This is a genomic window from Rhizobium sp. F40D2 (assembly GCF_051810745.2).
Lineage (GTDB): Bacteria > Pseudomonadota > Alphaproteobacteria > Rhizobiales > Rhizobiaceae > Rhizobium.
The window spans coordinates 337,920-358,861 of the sequence record NZ_JBPWQX020000004.1; the positions used below are offsets into that span (position 1 = coordinate 337,920).

A 20,942-nucleotide genomic window follows, 5' to 3' on the forward strand; every position below is an offset into this window, starting at 1 on the left:
CAGAGGTACCGCGAAGCCGTAAGCGGCATCGTCAACCGGTTGGCCGGCTTCGCTGGAGGTATACGCGATCAGTCCTTCAAGCCGAGGCTTGCCAGCAGCCGGCCGACATAGGCCTCCAAGCCGCCGACCATGTCGAAGCGGTCGGGATCGCGCAGCCAGAGCATCTGCAGCCCGTCCATCACCGCGATCAGTTCGGCGGCCATTGCCCTGCTGTCGGTCTTGGCGTCAATCGTGCCGTCGGCAATCGCCCGTTCGAAGGTCGCGGCGACATCCTTCTGCATCTGGGTGGCGCGGCCGAGAAACCATGCTTTGGCGGGGTGGTCCTTCATCAGGCTCTCCGCATTCAAGATGGCGAAGGCCCTGACGACCTCGATCATTTCGGCGTTGCGGCGGAAGATGGCAACCATGCCCTTGAGCAGGCCGCTGAGATCGGAGCAATAGTGCTCGATGAAATCAGCACTTTCGAGGTCGCGTTGCGCGAGGATCGCCAGTAGCAGATCGACCTTTGTAGGAAAGTGGTGCAGCAAGCCGGGCAGCGACAGGCCGACATCCCGGGCGATGTCGCCGATCGCGGCATTCTGGTAGCCGTCCTCGGCAAAGCGCCGCATCGCCGCCGTCAGGATTTCCGCGCGGCGTGTTTCTCCCTTGCGGGATCGGCGCGGTCGTTTTTCCTCTCCGGCCTGATGTTCCGACAATTCTGCCATCGTCTCTTGTCTGCCTCTTGGAGCGGCGGTCGGCCGGTCCTCGGCCGATTTCTCCCATGCTTTCCATCCATACATCAGGCTTGTCCGATTGACATCTTAAAAATACCGAGTAATCGGTAGGTTTAAGGATTTCCGTGGGAGGTTTGCATGATCGATTCCATTCTCGACCAGATGACACCCGAGGAGCAGGTCTCGCTGTTATCCGGCGCCGATTTCTGGACGACCGTCCCCGTCGAGCGCCTCGGCGTGCCGAAGATCAAGGTGACGGACGGCCCGAATGGTGCGCGCGGCGCGGGTTCCCTGGTCGCCGGCGTCAAGGCCACCTGCTTTCCCGTCGGCATCGCGCTCGGCGCCACATGGAATCCCGAACTCGTCTCGCAGATGGGCAAAGCCCTTGCGCGTCAGGCAAAGAGCAAGGGTGCCGCGGTGCTGCTGGCGCCCACGGTGAATATCCATCGTTCCGGTCTCAACGGCCGCAATTTCGAATGTTATTCGGAAGATCCGATGCTGACTGCCGAGCTGGCCGTTGCCTATATCGGCGGCGTGCAGGGCGAGGGGATCGCCGCGACGATCAAGCACTTTGCCGGCAACGAGTCCGAGATCGAGCGGCAGACCATGTCGTCCGATATCGACGAGCGGTCGCTGCGCGAAATCTACCTGCTGCCCTTCGAACAGGCCGTGCGCCGCGCCGGTGTGATGGCGGTCATGTCCTCCTATAATCGCCTAAACGGCACCTATACGAGCGAACATCACTGGCTGCTGACCAAGGTGCTGCGCGAGGAATGGGGTTTCCAAGGTATTGTCATGTCCGACTGGTTCGGCTCACATTCGACTGAAGAGACGATCAATGCCGGTCTCGATCTCGAAATGCCGGGTCCGGCGCGCGATCGCGGTGAGAAACTGGTTGCGGCCGTGCGCGAGGGCAAGGTCGAGGCGGCGACGGTACGGGCTGCGGCGCGGCGGATGCTGCTTCTGCTCGAGCGGGTCGGCGCCTTCGAGAGCAAACCCGATCTGACAGAGCGGACGGTCGACCTGCCGGAAGACCGGGCGCTGATCCGGCGCCTCGGCGCGGAAGGCGCGGTGCTCCTCAAGAATGACGGCATCCTGCCGCTGGCGAAAACCTCGCTGGACCGCATCGCCGTCATCGGCCCCAATGCGGCAAGCGCGCGCGTCATGGGCGGCGGCAGCGCACAGATTGCGGCGCATTATACGGTGAGCCCGCTCGAAGGCATTCGCGCCGCCCTTGCCAATGCCAACAGCATCAGCCATGCGGTCGGCTGCCGCCATAACCGTCTGATCGACGTATTCAAGGGCAAGATCACGGTCGAATATTTCAAGGGCCGCGGCTGCAAGGGCAATCCGCTGCATGTGGAGACCGTCGACAAGGGCGAATTCTTCTGGTTCGAGCTGCCGTCGGGCGAACTCGACCCTGCCGATTTTTCGGCCAGGATGACCATGCAATTCGTGCCGGAGGAGAGTGGCGATCATGTTTTCGGCATGACCAATGCCGGCTTGGCGCGGCTCTTTGTCGACGGTGCGCTGACGGTGGACGGCCATGATGGCTGGACGCGCGGCGAAAACTATTTCGGCACGGCCAATGACGAGCAGCGCGGCACCGTGGCGCTCGAGGCCGGCCGGGCCTATGCGATGACCGTCGAATATGAGCCGTCCACCGCGAGCGGGGAGGGCATCAACCTGATCGCCGTCCGTTTCGGCGTGGAAAAGCCGCTCGGCGAGGCCGATATCGAGGCAGCCGTCGAGACGGCCCGCAATGCCGATCTGGCGCTTCTCTTCGTCGGCCGTGACGGCGAATGGGATACGGAAGGTCTTGATCTGCCCGACATGCGGCTTCCGGGCCGGCAGGAGGAACTGATCGAGCGGGTGGCCGCCGCCAATGCCAACACCGTCGTCGTGCTGCAGACCGGCGGCCCGGTGGAAATGCCCTGGCTCGGCAAGGTCCGCGCCGTGCTGCAGATCTGGTATCCGGGGCAGGAGCTGGGTAATGCCGTCGCCGACGTGCTGTTCGGTGATGTCGAGCCGGGCGGCCGCCTGCCGCAGACCTTCCCGAAGGCGCTCACCGACAATTCCGCCATCACAGGCGATCCCGCCGTCTATCCCGGCAAGGACGGGCATGTGCGCTACGCCGAAGGCGTCTTCGTCGGCTACCGTCATCACGATACTCACGCCGTCGAGCCGCTCTTTCCCTTTGGCTTCGGTCTTGGTTATACGCGCTTCAGCTGGGCTGAGCCGCGGCTGTCGACCGGCGAAATGGGATCTGAAGGGATCACCGTGAGCGTCGACCTGACCAATATCGGCGACCGGGCGGGCTCGGAACTGGTGCAGCTCTATGTGCGGTCGCCGGAGACCAAGGTGGAGCGGCCCGACAAGGAACTGCGCGCCTTCGCAAAGCTTTCGCTGCAGCCCGGCGAGACCGGCACGGCGGTGCTGAAGATCCTGCCGCGGGATCTCGCTTATTTCGATGTCGAGACCGGCGCCTTCCGCGCCGAACCCGGCAACTATCAGCTGGTCGTGGCGGTGAATGCGGCGGATATCAGGTTTGTCATTGATCTGTCCTCACCACTCACCCACGTGCTGTCGCCTTCGCATTAGAGCGGGATGATTTTAGGTGGAATCGCAATTGGGATTGAACGAAGCCGCTTTCGCGGCATTTGGAGGATCTGATTGCATGAAGCGCTCCTGATTGAAGGAATGGGCTGTTTTGCCCAACCTTCAATCAGGAGATGACGATGACGGAGATGAGCCCTCTACGCCGGCGCATGATCGATGACATGACGATCCGCAATCTTTCGCCAGCAACGCAACGATCGTATTTACATGCGGTAACGAAGTTCTCGCGCTATTTCGGGCGATCGCCAGACCGTCTTGGACTGGAAGACGTGCGCGCGTTTCAGGTGCATCTGGTTTCATCGGGCCTATCATGGCCAGCCTTGAACCAGACAGTTTGTGCCCTGCGGTTCTTCTTTGGCGTCACGCTTGGTCATGGCGAGATACCGGAGCGCATTGCCTATGCCCGGACACCGGCCAAGCTGCCGACGATCCTCAACGGCGACGAGATCGTGCGGTTTCTGGAAGCCGTTCCAAGCCTGAGGACCCGTACCGCACTGACGACAGCGTATGCGGCGGGGCTGCGCGCCTCGGAAGCTGTCCATCTCAAGGTCCGCAACATTGATGGCGAACGCGGCATCATCCGCGTCGAGCATGGCAAGGGCGGAAAGGATCGCAACGTCATGCTGTCAGCGCAGTTGCTCGCGATCCTGCGGGTCTATTGGCGGCTGGCGAGACCCGAGGTCTGGCTGTTTCCGGGTCGGGACGAGACCAAGCCCATCGACGTCCAGGTTCTGTATTCTGCCTGCCGTTCGGCGTGCGCCGCGGCCGGCATCGACAAAAGGGTAACGGTGCATACGCTGCGCCACAGCTTTGCCACCCATCTTTTGGAAAGCGGAACCGACATCCGCATCATCCAAGTTTTGCTCGGCCACAACAATCTGTCCACCACGGCACGCTACACGAAGGTTTCCAATACCCTGATCCGCAGCACGACCAGCCCGCTCGACCGACTGACGCTGGAGGTGGTGCCGCCAAGCTGAGCAAGTTTCGCCATGGCGGCGGGACTGGAGGTGGCGGATATTTTTCGCCGCCACGGGGAAAGATATCGTCAAGCCCACGACACCCATCTCGGGCGTGTCGAACGCCGGGTCATGAGTGCGGTCGAGATGTGCCGGACCGCTCGCCTGGGCGGGCATGTCCAGCAATGTCAGGACTGCGCGGCGTTCCGCATCGCCTATAATTCCTGTCGCAACCGGCATTGCCCAAAGTGCCAGGGACAGGCGAGCCGTGACTGGCTTGCTGCCCGACAGGCCGACCTTCTGCCTGTCGGCTATTTCCACGTGGTCTTCACCCTACCGCAGCAGATCGCCGCAATTGCCTTCCAGAACAAACATGCCGTTTACACGATCCTGTTTCGCGCCGTCGCCGAGACGTTGCGCAAGCTTGCTGCCGATCCCAGGCATCTGGGTGCAGAGATCGGCTTCATCGCGGTGCTGCACTCCTGGGGACAGAACCTCCATTTTCACCCTCATATCCACTGCATCGTGCCGGGCGGCGGATTGTCGGCGGACCAGTCCCGTTGGGTTCCCTGCCGGGCAAACTTCTTCCTGCCCGTGCGCGTTCTGTCATCCCTGTTCAGGCGGTTGTTTCTTGAAGAGCTGAAGCAGGCCTACGACCTGGACCAGCTTCGGTTCTTTGGCGATATCGCCGGCCTGGCCAATCCGGCGGCGTTCAATCACATTGTCAAAGAAACGCGGCGTGTCGCCTGGGTGGTCTATGCCAAGCCGCCATTTGCCGGACCCGAACAGGTGCTGGCCTATCTCGGGCGCTATACCCATCGCATTGCCATCTCCAATTCCCGCCTCGTCAGCATCGATGGCGATCGAGTCACATTCCGATGGAAGGACTATCGAACGGGCGGCAGGCAAAAGGTAATGACGCTCGATGCCCACGAGTTCATCCGCCGTTTCCTGCTTCACACCGTTCCGGACGGCTTTCACCGCATTCGTCATTATGGCCTGCTTGCCAATGGCCATCGGCAACTGAAGCTGGACCTGTGCCGAAGCCTGCTCGACGTCCCGCCGCCGGAACACCCGGTCGAAGAACCGGACACAAAGCCACCACCTTTGCTGCACCGCTGCTCCTGTTGCGGCGGAACCATGACGATCATCGGCGCGTGGACCCCGCTCCAGCCGGTACGTCGGCCAGCATGGAACGACAGTTCATGATCATACCACGCGCGCCATCATTGCAACGATCAGCGTCGGCATGCCGAAGAGCCGCGGTGCGAGTGCTTTGGCCAATCGTGCCCGAGCGACGTTTCGGTCGATGCAAACCAGCCGACAGGCGCGTCAAAGACACCGCAAATACCGGCAAGAATCTCCTTCCATACCTGTCCACGGGCTCCGGCAAGGCTCAACCCTGCAAAACGCCATCCACCGCTTCGGCTAAATCCCCATAGCGCCAAACAACCCGCGCCTTCGCTCAATCCGGCTTCAATGAGGTCCGATCAGTGAATGCCGCACGCACAGCGCCCGGACCTCACAGAACCCTCCAGATTCCCTTTTGGACGCAAATCAGATTCATCCTTCAGGCCGGTAAGGAGGCCGGTCTGGATGGCGAGACCTTTTTCGAATGATCTGCGAGAGCGTGTTGTCGGGGCGGTGACGCAGGAGGGGCTGTCGTGCCGGGCTGCGGCCAAACGGTTCGGCATTGGCATCAGCACCGCGATCGATTGGGTACGGCGGTTCCACGCAACGGGCAGCGCAGCACCCGGCCAGATGGGCGGCCACAAGCCGCGGGCGATCTGCGGTGGCCACCGGGAATGGCTTGTCGAACGCTGCCGCGCGAGTGCGTTCACGTTGCGCGGGCTGGTCGCGGAATTGGCGGAGCGGGGTCTGGACGTGGATTACCGGTCCGTCTGGGCCTTCGTCCGGGATGAAGGGCTGAGTTATAAAAAAAGACGCTGGTCGCCAGCGAACGGGAGCGACCCGACGTCGCCGCCAGGCGGGCGCGCTGGCTGAAGCATCGCCATCGCATCGATCCGGCCCGTCTTCTCTTCATCGACGAAACCTGGACGAAGACGAACATGGCGCCGCTCAGAGGCTGGGCGCCGCGTGGCGAACGGCTCTTGGGCAAAGCTCCTTTCGGCCATTGGAATACGATGACCTTCATCGCCGCGCTTCGAACCGACCGCGTCAGCGCACCATGGATCATCGATGGCCCCATCAACGCCGAGCGCTTCCTCATCTATGTCGAAAAGGTGCTGGTGCCAGAGCTCAAACCTGGCGACATCGTCGTGATGGACAATCTCGGCTCGCATAAAGCCAAGGCGATCCGGGTCGCCATCCGTTGGGCCGGCGCCCGACTATTCTTTCTGCCGCAATACTCCCCAGATCTCAATCCGATCGAGAAGCTCTTCGCCAAGATCAAACACGGGCTGCGACAGGCACAGGCCAGAACCCGCAACGCCATCGACGACGCACTGGCAGCCATCCTCCAAACCGTCTCGCCAAAAGAGTGCCTAAACTACTTCAAGGAAGCCGGATATGAACGGACGTAAAATCATCCCGCTCTAGCGGAGAATGCTGAGGCCCGTCGCTCGATCTGCGGTCAAACCGCGTCGGGCTGGGTGCGGAGATTGGTGACGACCCGCCGGTTCTGCACTTTGCAGGAGCGCTCGGTGCAGTCGCGGACTTCGCGATCGTTGCCGTAGCCCTTGGCCCACATGCGCTTGGTGTCCACGCCCTTCGAGGCGAGATAGGCCATCGCCGCGTCGGCGCGCTTCTGCGACAGCGTCTCCATCTTCGACGCGGAACCGGAATCGTCGGCAAATCCCTGCAGCTTGAGCAGCCAGGTCGGGTTCCTGTTGAGCCAATTGGCCTGGTTGTCCAAGGTTGCCATGGCGACGGAATCGAGCGCGGCCGAGTCCTGCTTGAAGTAGATCCGCCGGCCGACATTGAGGATAAAATCCTCTTCGCTGCCCGCCGCGACGTTTTCGAAGCCGGGCGCGGGATCGTTGGTCTGGCCGGTCATTGGCGCCACGGTGGGTTCTTCCAGGGAGGCGATCTCCGTGGTGGAGCAGCCGGCCAGCGCCAGGAGCATGGCCGCAGCGAGAAGGCGCCTCGTATATCCGGTCGTAGCAGACATCAGAGTTATTTTCCTCATTCGACCGGGGTTGTTTGGCTGACCTGCGTGGTGCTTTCGGCCTGGTCGGCGATATGCGGCAGAACCTGCACAGCCGTACCGATCGGGCAGCGCTGGTAAAGGTCGATGGCATCCTCGTTGAACATGCGGATACAGCCGCTGGAGGCATCCTTGCCGATGCTCCAGGGCTCAAGCGTGCCATGGAAGCGATAGCCCGTGTCGACGCCGTCGCGATGCAGGTACATGGCGCGGGGTCCGAGCGGGTTTTTCGGTGAGCCTCCCGCCACGAATTCAGGCAGTTCGGGATGGCGCTTGCGCATCTCCGGCGGCGGCGTCCATTGCGGCCAAAGCGATTTGGCATCGATCGTAGCGCGGCCAAACCATTTGAAGCCCTCGCGACCGACGCCGACGCCGTAGCGGATGGCGGTCTTGTTCTCCATGATCACGTAGAGGAAATGGTGCCTCGTATCGACGACGACGGTGCCGATCGGCTCGCTGCTGAAATATTTGACGACCTGGCGTTGCCACCGTCTGTCGATCTTGGCGAAGTTGGTCCTTCGGAACGTCACGCCATTGTCGACGGTGGTGCCGTCAAAAAAGGAAGACGCCGCGGCGAAGGCCGATTTGCCGACTGCGCCGGCGCCAAGTAACGCCAAACCACCAAGCAAAATATCCCTGCGGGTCCCCACCATCGGCAATATCCCCCTTAAAGCCAAAGCAGCGAATGTCAGTAAATCAGATTTTTCATTTGCGACAACAGAAAATTCTTCTCTTCCTTCAAGACCGGGATCGCGTCTGCGGTCTCATGATCTGTATTGCTCCGCTCATTACTCCAGGGGCCGTTCGCCCAGGGCAACCTCAGGGGAAAAGATCGGGAAGTTCGGAGAGGGCGATGCGCCGCAACCTGACCGCTTCCGCCATGTCAATCGACCGATACGGAAACCGTAAACGCGTGCCCACGGGTCCCCAATTGCCGATGGCGCTTAGAAGTTTGTCGAGAGCGGCGTTCGAATAGCCGAATTCCTGGCGAAATGGGACGATATGCGCGTCCATAAACGTGCAGATGCGTCTCTCCAGATCGAGAGCGGCGTCAAGTTCGTCTCGCATCGACACCGTCCAGGCCTGAGCACCGCGTGGACTGAGACAGGCCACGTTGGAAAAGGAGCCTGTCGCAACGCCCTCCTTGATGCCGGTTGCGAGATGATGGCCGGGGACGAGGAGCGAAAGTCCCGATAGATGCCGGCGGGCTTCGGCATACCAGGAAGCGTCGCCATCGGCGAGCTTGATGCCGATCACCGCAGGCGCTGCCGCGCAGACCATGCCCAGTTCCTTGGGCGCCAGCACCCGTTTGGCATGCGGCGGATTGTAGAGGATGAGCGGAATTCCCTCGGCGGCCTCGGCCGCCCGTTTCAGGAAGTCGACCGCTTCGGCATCGGTAAGTGGCCACCAGTCCGGCAAGATGACCTGAATGGCGCGGGGATTGAGCGCGGCGGCGCGGCTGATGCGATTGAGCATGATCAGCGGGTCGGGCTGGCAGGCGCCGATCACGAAGGGCATGGAGGAAGCCTTGCAGCGTTCGGCCAGCATCGCCTCGATCCTGTCGAATTCCTCCTCCGTCTGATTGTGGAATTCGCCGGCGGTGCCGTTCGAATAGATGCCGTCGACGCCGGCATCGATGAGGATGTCGATCTCTTCGCCGAGCTTATCGAATTCGATGCTGTCATCGGCTGCGATCGGCAGAAGCAGGCTCGCCCAGTTTCCGCCGATGGCCGGATGCGGCGTCTTGACGTTCATCTGTTTTCTCCGGTGGATGGCGGATCAGTCGAGGTCGTCGCGAATGCAGGCCTTGAAATGGCCGGGCGCAATCTCCCGCAATTGCGGAACAGCGCGGGCGCAGGCTTCGAGCGCACTCGGACAGCGCGTGCGAAAAACGCAGCCGCTCGGCGGATTGGCCGGGCTTGGAATATCGCCTTTCAGGATCTGCCGGTTCCGGCGGGCATCCGGATCGGGCGATGGAATGGCCGAGAGAAGCGCGCGCGTATAGGGATGCTGCGGTCGCGCGTAGAGATCGGCGCTCCGAGCGATCTCCATGATGCGGCCGAGATAAAGCACGATCACCCGGTCGCAGATATATTCGACGACGGCGAGGTCATGCGAAATGAACAGCATGGTAAGGCCAAGCCGCTGTTGCAACTCGCGCAGCAGGTTGATCACCTGCGCCTGGATCGACACGTCGAGTGCCGAGACCGGCTCGTCGGCAACAATGAATTCCGGCGACAAGGTCAATGCCCGGGCGATGCCGATGCGCTGGCGCTGCCCGCCGGAAAATTCATGCGCATAGCGATTGATCGCCTCAGCGGGCAAATCGACCTGGGCCAACGCGGTTTGCGCCCGTTCGAGCCTGTCGCGTGGCGATCCGATCCCCTGGATCTTCAGGCCCTCCGTCAGGATTTCCCCGATCGTCAGGCGTGGCGACAGACTGGCGAAAGGGTCCTGGAAAATATACTGCATGCGCGGCCGTTGCCGTCGGAGCGCCGAGGCGGAAAGTCCGGTGAGTTCCTGTCCGTCGAAACGGACACTGCCTGTGGAGGGTTCGACAAGCCGGAGGACGGAACGCCCGATCGTGGTCTTTCCGCTGCCGGATTCGCCGACAAGCCCGACGACTTCCCCCTTGCCGATATCGAAGGAGATACCCTCAAGAATGTTCAGCCGCGTGCCGCGGGACGTATAATGTTTCGAGAGGTCGCGGACGGAGAGCAGCGGTGCGTTCATCTAGATCTCCTGCCATCTGAGGCAGCGGCTGGCGTGCTGCGGATTGACCTGTTCGAGCACGGGGATCGCGGCGCGACAGGCATCGATCGCGAATTGGCAGCGCGGGGAAAAGGCGCAACCGCTCGGCATGTTCATCAGGCTCGGGACCATGCCGGGAATGGCAGAGAGTTTTTCGCCCGCCTGTTTCATCCGCGATGCGTCGCCGAGGCGCGGCATGGAGGCAAGAAGACCCATCGTGTAGGGATGCTTCGGATTACGGAAAACCTCCCCGACCGGCCCTTCTTCGACAATCCTTCCGGCATACATGACCGCGACGCGATGGGCGATTTCGGCGACCACGCCGAGATTGTGGGTGACGAAGAGCATCGCCATGCCGCGTTCGCGCTGCAGCTTGAGCAGCAGATCGAGGATCTGCGCCTGGATCGTCACGTCGAGCGCCGTGGTCGGCTCATCGGCGATCAGCAGCGCCGGATCGCAGGCGAGCGCCATGGCGATCGTGGCGCGCTGGCGCATGCCGCCCGACAGTTCGTGCGGGTATTGGTCGGCACGGCGCCGGGCGTCCGGTATGCCGACGCTTTCAAGCAGCGTGACGGCTGCGTCCATCGCCGCCTTGCGGTTTGCACCGCGATGGATGCGGATCGGCTCGGCGATCTGATCGCCGATCGTGAAAACGGGATTGAGGCTCGACATCGGCTCCTGGAACACCATGCCGATATCGTCACCCCGGATCCTGCGCATGCTCTCTTCATCAAGGGCAACAAGATCCCGAACCGCGCCGGAGCGCGTCGTCAGGCGAATGCTGCCGGCGGCGATCACACCGATGTTACGGGTGAGCAGCCGCATGACCGACAGGCTGGTGACCGACTTGCCGGAGCCAGATTCGCCGACGAGCGCCAGCGTCTCGCCGGCGGCAACGGTCAGGTCGATATCGTTGACTGCCGTGATCTCGCCGCCGCGGATGCGGAAGATCGTTCGCAATCCCCTGATGTCGAGTACCGGTCCGGCTGACTGTTCCATCGGCTCGCTCAGTTCAGCAGGCCGGTTGCGCGCAGGATCTCGTCGATCCGTGCCGTTTCCGCATCGTTGAGCGAGGCGCGCGGCCGGGGCATGACGGCTGTGTCGATAATGCCGAGGCGCTGCATGGCAGCCTTGAAGGCGCCGATGCCCGATGCGCCGCCGCTGACCCGGCCCTGGGCGACCCAAACGATTTCGAAGAGGCGGCAGAGGCGCTCCTGCTCCTTCCTAGCGGCGGCCCAGTCGCCGCGCTGGGCTGCATCCCAAAGCCTGATATAGCCGTGCGGATCGACATTGGCGATGCCGGGAACGACGCCGTGAGCGCCCATCAGAAGGGCGGTGTCGACGACGATCTCGGACCCGGTCATCAGGAAGACGTCCTTGTGTTCGGCGAGATCGAGGAGCGCATAACGAAAGTTGCTGTCGTCGCCGCTGGAATCCTTGAGGCCGATGATTGTGCCTTCCCTGGCGAGCGTGACCACGGTCTGGCGCTGCAGCTTGACGTGAACGCAAATGGGAATGTCATAGGCGACCAGCGGAACGTCCACGGCGTCGTGGATATAACGGAAATGGTCGAGAATCTCGGACTGGCTGGTGACCGTGTAGAAGGGTGCCGTGACCACCACGGCGTCGGCGCCGGCGGCCTTTGCGACCTTCGAATGGGCGATGACCCGATCCGTGGTCGGATCGATGACGCCGACGATCAACGGCACCCGGCCATTCACCACCTTGGCGGAATGCTCGATGATTTCGCGACGGGTTTTTTCGTCATGGAAGATCACTTCGCTCGTCGAGCCGAGCACGAATACGCCGTGGCAGCCCGCATCGATCAGATGATCGAGCACGCGGGTATAGGAGGGGTAGTCGACGGTGAAATCCGGATTGAGCGGGGTTACGACGGGGGGGACGACACCCTTGAATTTGGTCATTTTCGCTTCTTTCGATTGTCAGTTCAGTTCGGCACGCGGGTCGAAGGCATCCCTGAGGCCATCGCCGATGAAATTGATGGCAAGCACGGCAAGGATCAGCGCGCCGCCGGGGAAGAGCCATTGCCACGGATATTGTTCGAGCACGGCGGTGGAGCGGGCCGCATTCAGCATGTTGCCCCAGCTTGCCGCCGGCGGCGCGATGCCGAGACCGAGGAAGGACAGACCCGCCTCGAGCAGGATGGCATTGGCGATCTGCACCGTCGCGTAGACTACGAGAATATCGATCGAGTTCGGCAGGCCGTGGCGGAAGAGCAGATGCCCGATGCCGGCGCCCATGCCGCGGGCAGCCATGACGAAGTCGCGCTCACGCAATTCCAGCAGCCGGGAGCGGATCATGCGGGCAAGCAGCGGCCAGGAGAGCAGCGAGATGACCAGCACGGTCGGCCAGATGCCGGTACCGGCAATCGAGGCGAGCACAAGCAGGAAGATGACGGGCGGCAGGGTCATCACCAGATCGACGAAGCGCATCGAGGCGGCGTCCGCCCACCGGCCCGCAAGCGCGGAGATCGCCCCGAAGAGAAAACCGATGACGGCGGACAGCGCGGTCGAAGCGACGGCGACCAGCAGCGAAATCCGGCCGCCTTCGAACACACGCGCAAAGACATCACGGCCGACGCCGTCGGTTCCGAACCAGTGGGTTGCCGTCGGGCCGCTATTCATCGCCAGAAGATCGATGTCGTTTGGCTGGAAAGCCCACCATAGCGGATAGGAGAGGATCAGCAGCAGCATCGGCACGGCGATGCCGACGCCGGCCACGGCTGCGCGGTTGAGCAGGAAGCGGCTGAAGGCGCGGGCCAGCGGCCCCGGGCTGCGGCTTTGAGGGGAGCGTGCCAGCATGGTCAGACCACCTTGATGCGCGGGTCGACGACTGCATAGGTGATGTCGGTCAGAAGATTGACTGTGATAACGCAGATGCCGATGACGAGCGTCGCGCCCATAATGACCGGGTAATCGCGGGTCTGCACGGCATCGACGAGCAAGAGACCCATGCCCGGCCAGTTGAAGACGCTCTCGATGAAGATGGCGCCGCCGATCGCAAGCCCGATGGTGGAGCCGATCAAGGTGACGATCGGAAGAAGCGCATTGCGCAACGCATGTTTGGTGATGACCCAGAACTCGATGACGCCCTTGGCACGGGCCGTGCGCACGTAATCCTGGTTCAGGACTTCAAGCAGCGAAGCGCGCATGTAACGCATGATCAATGCGGCTTGAGCGACGGACAGAAGGGCGGCCGGCAGGATCAGATGGTGAAGGAGATCGCCGATCGAAAAATCCTCGCCCGGCGTCAGCATGCCACCCGACGGCACCCAGTGCAGCCGGACGGAGAAAATATAAAGGCCGATCAGCGCACTGAGGAATGCCGGGCTCGAAATGCCGGCAAGGGCAACCACCGACAAGGAGAGATCGGCAAGCGAATTGCGGCGGACGGCGCCGATCACCCCGCAGGCAATTCCGGCGACGATGGCGAAGGCAAGTGCGGTGCCCATCAACAGCACCGTCGGCCCGACCCGCGACAGCACCAGACTGAGAACCGGCTGGTCGAGACGCTTGATCGAATAACCGAGATTGCCCGTCAGCGCCTGCTGCAGCCAGCCCAGATACTGAACGGGCAGGGGCTGGTCGAGCCCGAGTCTTCCACGCAGATCGGCAAGATCCGACGGCGACATCGGCAGGTTCGGATCGATATAGGCATCGATCGGATCGCCGGGCGTCAGGCGCAGCAACAGGAAGATCAGCATGCTCAGGGCGACGAGCATGCCTACCCCTATGATCAGGCGTCTGAGACTGTATCGGAGCATCGTCAATCCGTTTTGTCGGGCCGTTTTGTCAGTCTGTCTTGCCAGGCCGTCCTGTCAGGGTGGCCGAAGCCACCCTTAAGTCTTTGCGGAAAACGCTATTCGGCGATCGACCATTTCTGCGGGTCGGCCTGGTAGGGGCCGCCGCCCGGCGCCGGCGTCCAGACAAAATCCTTCGCTTTGGTCGAGACGATGCCGTAACGGTTCGCCACCCAAAGCGTCGCCCAGGGCAGGTTCGTGTTCATCACCTTGCAGACATTCTGGTAGGCCGCATCCCGCTTGGCGCTGTCGGGCTCGGCAAGCGCGCTGTCGAGCGCCTTGGTGAGATCGGGCATGCGAACTCTGGCGACGTTCGGCCCGGCCGGAGGGATCTGCTTCTCGTTGAGGCCGACATTGATGCTTCCCGCATCTGGCCCGTTCTGCAGCCCGGCGTAAACCATCTGGAACTGGGCGATATCCGGCGTCGCATTGAGGACGATGCTATTATAGGTCGGCGCATCGACGGCGCGCGGCACGATGTTGATGCCGACCTCCGCAAGCATTGCCTGGACGGCTGCAAGGACGTTGGTGGCCAGCGGCGTGGTGTAATAGGTCAAAAGCGTGATCGGCTTGCCGCCGTTGATCTCATCCCAGCCGGCATCTTTCAGCAACTTCTTGGCCTTCTCGGGATCGTAGGCATAGGTGTCGATTCCCTGGGGTATCAGCTGTTCGGCGACATAAGCGCAGTTGGCCGGCTTGGCCGCGCCGCCATAGAGGCTCTGGATGATGGCATCGCGATTGATCGCATACATCACCGCCTGGCGGATGCGCACATCCCTCCAGATCGGGGAATCATGGTTGAAGCCCAGATAGTTGACGACGAAAGAGTTGCCTTCGATGACCTTGAAGTCCTTGTTATCCTTGAAGGTCGGCACGTCGTTGGAATCGACATAGGTGAACTGGATTTCGCCGGATCTCAGCGCCGCGATCGCTGCCGCCGGGTTGGCAAAATAGCGATTGATGATGCGCTCCAGGGCGGGTTTGCCACCGCGATAATCGGTGTTTGCGGCAAGCTCGACATATTGATCGGAGACGTATTTGGTGAATTTGAACGGCCCGGTGCCGATCGGCGCGGTGGACCACCACGTATTCTTTGCCAGCTGGTCGGCCGGTATCGAGGCGAGCGCATGCTCGGGCAGCAGCATCACCTTGGTCATCGTGTCGAGGAAACTGCTGCTGGGTGCGCTGAGCTTGATGACGACGGTGTGATCGTCCGGCGTCTCGACGGATGATATGCCCTTCAGCCGGGCAGCGAGCACCGAGCCGGTCTTCGCATCCATCGCAAGGCCTATAGTGAATTTCGCATCCTTGGCGGTGAAGGGCTTGCCGTCATGCCATTTGGCGTCAGCCAGCTTGAACGTGTAGGCCATCTGATCCGGGCTGACTTCGTAGGAATTCGCCAGTGCGCCGACGACCTTCTGCAGCTTCTCGTCATAGGTGATCAGCGGTTCGTAGTAGATGCTGAGCCAGGTGAAGCCGGCGGTCGCCGCCAGCGGATTGAAGTTGCCCTGGAAGCCTCCCGGGCCGACATCGAAGCCGCCCGACAGCGTGGCTGCCTGCGCCTGGATTGCCGCGCCCGAAACGACAAGAGCCGGAACGGCGGCCGTCGACAGCAGAGCGCCAAACGCGATGGCGGATAATCTAGACAGTCTTTTCATGCGTTCCTCCCATGTTTGAACTTGTCTTGTTGTTGGCAATCACCCGGGCAATTCCCTCGTAGTGACGATCCAGGCGCCGGCGCGCCTCCTCCAGATCCTTTGCCTCGACCGCATCGACGATCGCCGCGTGATCGCGCCACGTCGCCATCGGATCGGTATTTTCGAGGTTGACGAAATCCGACGCCTTGTAGAAGGCGAGCCAGAAGACATCGATCAGCCGTACGAGCGTCTCATTGTCCTGGCAGCGAAACAGCAGCCGGTGGAACAACTGGTCGTCTGCCGCAAAGGTTTCACCCCGCTCGGCATGGGCGCGCATTCGATCGACGGTGGCGCGCAATTCGGCCATGTCCGCCTCGCCGATCACATCGATCGTCTTGCCGATCAATCCCACTTCCAGGGTCCGCCGGATTTCGAGCACCTCCTCGATCTGGCGCAGGGCGCCGCCGAGGCCGTAAGCGAGGTTGTCGAGAAGCGGCTCGAAGGAAAAGGCCTTCACGAAGATGCCGACGCCGCGCCGCGTCTCCAGCACGCCGAGCGATTCCAGCGCCTTGATGCCCTCCCGCAGCGAATTGCGGCTCACGCCGAGCTGGGTGGCAAGCTCTCCTTCCGCTGGAAGCAGGGTTCCGGGCGCAAGGCCATTGTCGTCGATATAGGCGCGCAGGCTTTCCTGCACGGAGACATGCAGCAGCGGCGCGCGCGTCAGCGGCTTCATCGATTTCAATGTCATGCCGGGTCGCTTTCTCGCATCGTCGATAAAGGATGTCTGCTACATATATACTTGTAGGATATCTGTCAATTGGTCAGGTCGACCGCGACGGGTCGGGCGCCGCCGTTGCCGCCGCAAAGGCTTCTGAAAACAGCGTCCAGTGAGAGCAACTTCCGCCTCTATGTCTGGGTTGGGCGATTGAAACACTAGCCAGGGCGCGGTCTGCGCCCGGTGATGCGCACAACCTTTTCGGGAATGTCGAAAGCCGTGAATTTCATCGAGTAAAAGGTGACTAAAATTATCATCTTATGTTGACAAGAGGCCCCCCGCTCCATAGGTTCCGTCCACATCCGTGAGGTAGGGACCAAGTATGGCGCGTGTTTTTTTGAACGTTTCTAATATTGTATCGCAAGTTTACAGAAATAGCCTGTTTGCCACGACAGCTTTGGTTGCGATCGGCATTGCAGCCTCGCCGGCTGCCGCCCAGAGCGCGTCGACAGGTGACACCGCGACGGCACTGGAGCCGATCGTCATTCAAGGTGCAGCCTCTGATAGCAAGACGGACCGGACCTCGGTTACGGCCAAGAACAGCTCGGGCGCGACCAAGATCAGCGCGCCGCTCGTCGAGACGCCGCGTTCCATCTCGGTCACGACCGAGAAGGAAATCGAGCAGCGCGGCGCCCAAAGCATCATCGAGGCTGTGCGTTATACGGCCGGCGTGACCACGGGGCCGAACGGCTTCGATCCACGTTTCGACCAGATCTACATTCGCGGCTTCAACATCACGACGGTCGGCGACTTTCGTGACAGCCTGCGCCAGCCCTATATCAATTATGGCATGTTCCGCACCGATCCCTATCAGCTTCAGCGCGTCGAGGTGATCAAGGGACCGGTTTCCGTTCTCTACGGTGCGGGATCGCCGGGCGGCCTCGTCAACAAGATATCGAAGCTCCCGACCGAGGAGCCGATCCGCGAAGTCGGTATTACCTACGGCACCAAGGATCGGGTGCAGGGGATGTTCGATTTCGGCGGGCCGATCAGCGAAGGCAACGACGATTTCCTCTATCGCATTGTCGGTCTCGCCCGTCGTGGCGATACCAATTTCGACATTGCCGACGACCGCTATTTCCTGGCGCCGTCGTTCACCTGGAAGCCTGACGAGGGCACGACTTTCACGGTGTACGGTCTGGCGCAATCGGACGAGACCGACTCCAACGTTGGTGCGATCACGACCTTGGACGGCAAGATCCACGAGCTCAGGGCGAGCGATCCCGACTACGACTACCAGAAGGTCAAGCAGCAGCAGGTCGGCTATCAGTTCGAACACGAATTCGACAATGGCCTGACCTTCCGGCAGAACCTGCGTTATTCGCATCTCGACCTGGAGGCCCGCTATCTCGGCGTGACCAGCTGGACCGGGACTGTCGCGCATCGCGGCACGAATGCGATCCGCGACGAAATGAACGTTTTCCAGGTCGACAACCAGCTTGAAGTGAAGTTCGACACGGGCCCGTTGGCCCATACGATGCTGTTCGGGCTCGACTACACCAATCTCAAGTCGAGCTTTGGCTACGGGGCCGGTGCTGCTGATCCGGCGTTCGACTTCGATATCGCCAATCCGACCTATGGTGTCTCGGGCGCCACGCCGGACTATAGCATCTTGGCTTCCGATGCCGACATGCGGCAGGCCGGCATTTATGCGATGGACCAGATCGAGGTCGGAAACTGGCGGCTCAACCTCGGCGGCCGGCAGACCTGGGTGAACCAGACGCGCGATGCGACCTTGCCCGCGGTCAGCTCGGAGGAGGTCGACAAGAACGCCTTCTCCTGGCAAGCCGGTGCCCTCTACCTCTTCGATAATGGCATTGCTCCCTTCGTCTCCTACGCTACCTCGTTCGATCCGGTGACCAACCGTTCGACCTCAGGCAAGATCCTGGCGCCGACAGAGGGTGAACAGTACGAGGTCGGCGTGAAATACCAGCCGCCGGGCTCCGACATCCTCCTGTCGGCCGTTGCCTATCACATCGTCGAAAAGAACAAGCCGGTGCTGGTCGATCCGCTGTTGTTTGCCTATGGATCGATCGGTGAAGTGACCGGGAAGGGCATCGAACTCGAAGCCCGCGCGGCGGTAGCCGATGGCTGGGATCTTATTGCGGCCTACACTTACAACCAGTCGGAAGTGACGGGAGGCGCCGAAAACGAGGGCAATACGCCAGCCTTGACGCCCTCGCATGTCGCCAGCCTCTGGGCCAACTACACGTTCCAGGAAACCAACCCCTTCCATGGCCTGTCTGTCGGCGCGGGCGTTCGTTATCTCAGCGAAAACTGGACGGATACGGCCAATACGTCGAAGAACCCCTCGAGCTTCTACGTCGACGCATCCGCCTCGTATGATTTCGGCGCGGTCGACAAGAAATACGAAGGCCTGACTGCGGCCTTCAATATCCGCAACATCGCCGACGAGCGCGACACCGTCTGCAACGAAGGCTTCTGCTACCTCGGCCAGGGGCGCAACATGACGGGGACGCTGAAGTATCGGTGGTAAGGTATGGCTGCAGAGCCGAATAGGCGTCTCGGCGCCCGACTTTGATTATCCTTCATCCTGTCTCGCACCAGGCCGTTGACCTTGACGGCCTGGTGGGTGATCAAGCTCTCGAAACAGCCAAGCAGCGATTTTTTTGACCGGCCGGAGCACTGCAAAAATCGACAAACAATCGGCGGTCAACCGAGTTACGCGGCGGCGTTCGCGAGGGTCCGTGCCTGCTCGGCATATCTCGAGGGCGGCAATCCGACGAAGCGAGTAAAGGCCGTGCTGAACGCACTTGCGGAGCCATAGCCGATGCGTAGCGCTATCTCCTGAATTCCGATCCCGTCCTGCCTCAGCAGATTTTTGGCGAGCGCCATGCGCCACGATATGAGATATTCCATTGGCGCCAGGCCCATAGCGTGCCGAAAGCGATTGAAAAACGCCGACCGCGACAGGGCCGCCTCATCGGCAAGCTGTTCCACCGTCCATTCCCTGGCTGGGTCTTCATGCAGTCGACGGATGGCCAGGGCCAGACGTGCATCTCTGAGGCCTCGCAGAATGCCGCGCGGCGCCTCCTTCCCGGCATCCGAGCGCAGCGCCTCGACAAGCAGGACTTCCAACAGCCGGGCAAGGATCATGTCCTTCCCTGGGCGCTCAGCACGGGCTTCGTCGGTTACGAGATGAACGATCGCCGACAGCCTGTTTTCGCCGCGGATAGGGATGATTTGCGGCAGCAGCGAGACCAGCAACGCCGCATCAGGCGAGCCGAAAGAGAAATGGCCGACAAGCAATCGTGCATTCGGTGCACTGTCGGGGTCACCGTGGCGGGTCTCGTCCGGGAGCATTGTCACGGTAAGGGGATCGATCCCGGGCGACAACTCAGCGCCCAGACTCGACATCGTGAAGGCATGAGCCGCCGGGATCAGTACGAAGTCGCCTTCGCGCAGAATAATCCGATCGTCCTCTGCGCTGAGCTGCGCGGCACCCTCCAGGACCACGCAGTAGAATGGCTGGCCCGTCTCCTGGCGATCCACGCGCCACATCCCTGCGCCGCTGACCAGCTTTGAATAGCGTGCAGCTGGCTGCAGAAGCGTGACGATGTCCGCCAAAGGGTCGCTCATCGATACTCCTGATAATGTAATATGGACGATGCATGATATGCAGTATCGACACTGCCGTCTACATCTATGGCGGTCAACATGGACAGGAGACACATATGAAAACCGTTCTCATCACCGGCTGCTCATCAGGTTTCGGGCTGGAAACTGCCAGCTTCTTTCTTGCGCAGGACTGGAAAGTGGTTGCCACCATGCGAGCGCCGCGCCAAGATCTTTTCCCGCCGTCGCAAAATCTGAAGATCGTCGCGCTGGATGTTACGAGCCCTGAAAGCATCGATGCTGCGCTTGACGCCGCCGGTCCAGTGGGCGTGCTGGTAAACAACGCCGGCATCGGCTGGCTGAACGCGGTTGAAGGAACGTCGATGGAGACGGCCCGCGATCTTTTTGAGACGAATACGCTCGGAACCATTGCGATGATGCAGGCGGTTTTGCCGCAGATGCGGGAGCGGCAGGAAGGGGTCATCGTCAACGTCACCTCAAGCGTAACGCTCAAGCCGCTTCCGCTCCTCTCGGTCTATACGGCCAGCAAAGCCGCGGTGAATGCTTTTACTGAGTCTGCCGCGCTCGAGCTCGAGCCCTTCAACGTGCGTGTGAGGATCGTCCTTCCCGGACGTGCGCCGCAGACGCGGTTCAGCGATACGGCGCGCTCGCGGCTTCAGAAACAGGGCGGTTTCCCTGAGGCCTATTCATCGGTCGTTGCGGGCGTATTCGCGTCGTGGGACAACCAGTCTGAATCGGCCCTGACACAGCCCGGTGACGTTGCCGAGGCGGTATGGCGTGCTGCGACCGATCCTTCCTCTCCGTTGCGCATTCCCGCAGGCGCCGATGCCGAGGCAATGTCGGGCTAAGACATCCGGCGATACTGCGGCAGTCTATCGCGATGCGGAACGGTGCTGCGGACGGCG

At 61.6% G+C, this 20,942-nt stretch carries 18 protein-coding genes; 6 read left to right on the forward strand and 12 right to left on the reverse strand.

Features of this window, described 5'->3' with window-relative positions:
- Positions 1 to 68: 68 nt before the first annotated feature.
- Complete coding sequence (locus tag ACS4RS_RS30255; RefSeq protein ID WP_037073613.1) at positions 69 to 704, reverse strand: TetR/AcrR family transcriptional regulator; 636 nt, start codon at positions 702 to 704, stop codon at positions 69 to 71.
- A gap of 147 nt (positions 705 to 851) precedes the next feature.
- On the opposite strand from ACS4RS_RS30255, the gene ACS4RS_RS30260 reads away from it, so the two are divergent.
- The 4 genes from ACS4RS_RS30260 to ACS4RS_RS30275 all read left to right on the forward strand — a co-directional run bounded on the left by ACS4RS_RS30260 (position 852) and on the right by ACS4RS_RS30275 (position 6,834).
- Positions 852 to 3,314 (forward strand): glycoside hydrolase family 3 C-terminal domain-containing protein, encoded by a 2,463-nt coding sequence (locus tag ACS4RS_RS30260; RefSeq protein WP_439011933.1) that lies wholly within the window; start codon positions 852 to 854, stop codon positions 3,312 to 3,314.
- Between the two features lie 137 nt (positions 3,315 to 3,451).
- Entirely contained in the window at positions 3,452 to 4,312 is an 861-nt protein-coding gene (locus tag ACS4RS_RS30265) for a tyrosine-type recombinase/integrase (protein ID WP_439008560.1), read from the forward strand.
- 12 nt (positions 4,313 to 4,324) lie between these two features.
- The gene (locus ACS4RS_RS30270; RefSeq protein ID WP_439008559.1) at positions 4,325 to 5,500 is read left to right on the forward strand and encodes an IS91 family transposase; all 1,176 of its coding nucleotides are present in this window, start codon (positions 4,325 to 4,327) and stop codon (positions 5,498 to 5,500) included.
- A 387-nt stretch (positions 5,501 to 5,887) separates the two neighbouring features.
- Positions 5,888 to 6,834 (forward strand): IS630 family transposase gene (locus ACS4RS_RS30275; protein WP_439011934.1). Its coding sequence is split into 2 segments (ribosomal slippage): positions 5,888 to 6,226 and positions 6,229 to 6,834, totalling 945 coding nucleotides; the frame shifts between segments, so codons are not numbered across the junction.
- Positions 6,835 to 6,884: 50 nt separating this feature from the next.
- On the opposite strand, the gene ACS4RS_RS30280 is transcribed toward ACS4RS_RS30275, so the two are convergent.
- The 10 genes from ACS4RS_RS30280 to ACS4RS_RS30325 form a co-directional block, all read right to left on the reverse strand.
- Complete coding sequence (locus ACS4RS_RS30280; protein WP_439011935.1) at positions 6,885 to 7,421, reverse strand: OmpA family protein; 537 nt, start codon at positions 7,419 to 7,421, stop codon at positions 6,885 to 6,887.
- A gap of 14 nt (positions 7,422 to 7,435) precedes the next feature.
- Positions 7,436 to 8,110, reverse strand: coding sequence for a L,D-transpeptidase (locus tag ACS4RS_RS30285; protein WP_012555764.1), 675 nt, complete (start codon positions 8,108 to 8,110; stop codon positions 7,436 to 7,438).
- A 166-nt stretch (positions 8,111 to 8,276) separates the two neighbouring features.
- Positions 8,277 to 9,212 carry a dihydrodipicolinate synthase family protein gene (locus ACS4RS_RS30290; protein ID WP_439011936.1) on the reverse strand — a complete coding sequence of 312 codons (936 nt, stop codon included), beginning with the start codon at positions 9,210 to 9,212 and terminating at the stop codon, positions 8,277 to 8,279.
- Between the two features lie 24 nt (positions 9,213 to 9,236).
- Positions 9,237 to 10,190, reverse strand: coding sequence for an oligopeptide/dipeptide ABC transporter ATP-binding protein (locus ACS4RS_RS30295; RefSeq protein WP_439011937.1), 954 nt, complete (start codon positions 10,188 to 10,190; stop codon positions 9,237 to 9,239).
- The gene (locus tag ACS4RS_RS30300; RefSeq protein WP_439011938.1) at positions 10,191 to 11,207 is read right to left on the reverse strand and encodes an oligopeptide/dipeptide ABC transporter ATP-binding protein; all 1,017 of its coding nucleotides are present in this window, start codon (positions 11,205 to 11,207) and stop codon (positions 10,191 to 10,193) included.
- Between the two features lie 8 nt (positions 11,208 to 11,215).
- The gene (locus tag ACS4RS_RS30305) at positions 11,216 to 12,133 is read right to left on the reverse strand and encodes a dihydrodipicolinate synthase family protein (RefSeq protein WP_439011939.1); all 918 of its coding nucleotides are present in this window, start codon (positions 12,131 to 12,133) and stop codon (positions 11,216 to 11,218) included.
- 18 nt (positions 12,134 to 12,151) lie between these two features.
- The gene (locus ACS4RS_RS30310; RefSeq protein ID WP_439011940.1) at positions 12,152 to 13,030 is read right to left on the reverse strand and encodes an ABC transporter permease subunit; all 879 of its coding nucleotides are present in this window, start codon (positions 13,028 to 13,030) and stop codon (positions 12,152 to 12,154) included.
- A 2-nt stretch (positions 13,031 to 13,032) separates the two neighbouring features.
- Complete coding sequence (locus ACS4RS_RS30315; RefSeq protein ID WP_439011941.1) at positions 13,033 to 13,992, reverse strand: ABC transporter permease subunit; 960 nt, start codon at positions 13,990 to 13,992, stop codon at positions 13,033 to 13,035.
- A 95-nt stretch (positions 13,993 to 14,087) separates the two neighbouring features.
- Positions 14,088 to 15,686, reverse strand: coding sequence for an ABC transporter substrate-binding protein (locus ACS4RS_RS30320; RefSeq protein WP_439011942.1), 1,599 nt, complete (start codon positions 15,684 to 15,686; stop codon positions 14,088 to 14,090).
- Complete coding sequence (locus ACS4RS_RS30325) at positions 15,670 to 16,413, reverse strand: FCD domain-containing protein (protein ID WP_439011943.1); 744 nt, start codon at positions 16,411 to 16,413, stop codon at positions 15,670 to 15,672. Before ACS4RS_RS30325 ends, ACS4RS_RS30320 begins: the two co-directional genes overlap by 17 nt.
- A 349-nt stretch (positions 16,414 to 16,762) precedes the next feature.
- Here ACS4RS_RS30325 and ACS4RS_RS30330 point away from each other — a divergent pair, with 349 nt between their 5' ends.
- A complete protein-coding gene (locus ACS4RS_RS30330; protein ID WP_439011944.1) occupies positions 16,763 to 18,937 on the forward strand; it encodes a TonB-dependent siderophore receptor in 2,175 nt (724 codons plus the stop codon).
- A gap of 185 nt (positions 18,938 to 19,122) precedes the next feature.
- Here ACS4RS_RS30330 and ACS4RS_RS30335 read toward each other — a convergent pair whose 3' ends face one another.
- Positions 19,123 to 20,040: a cupin domain-containing protein gene (locus tag ACS4RS_RS30335; protein WP_439011945.1), complete on the reverse strand. Its 918-nt coding sequence runs from the start codon at positions 20,038 to 20,040 to the stop codon at positions 19,123 to 19,125.
- A gap of 95 nt (positions 20,041 to 20,135) precedes the next feature.
- Here ACS4RS_RS30335 and ACS4RS_RS30340 point away from each other — a divergent pair, with 95 nt between their 5' ends.
- Positions 20,136 to 20,885 (forward strand): SDR family NAD(P)-dependent oxidoreductase, encoded by a 750-nt coding sequence (locus ACS4RS_RS30340; RefSeq protein WP_439011946.1) that lies wholly within the window; start codon positions 20,136 to 20,138, stop codon positions 20,883 to 20,885.
- Positions 20,886 to 20,942 lie beyond the last annotated feature (57 nt).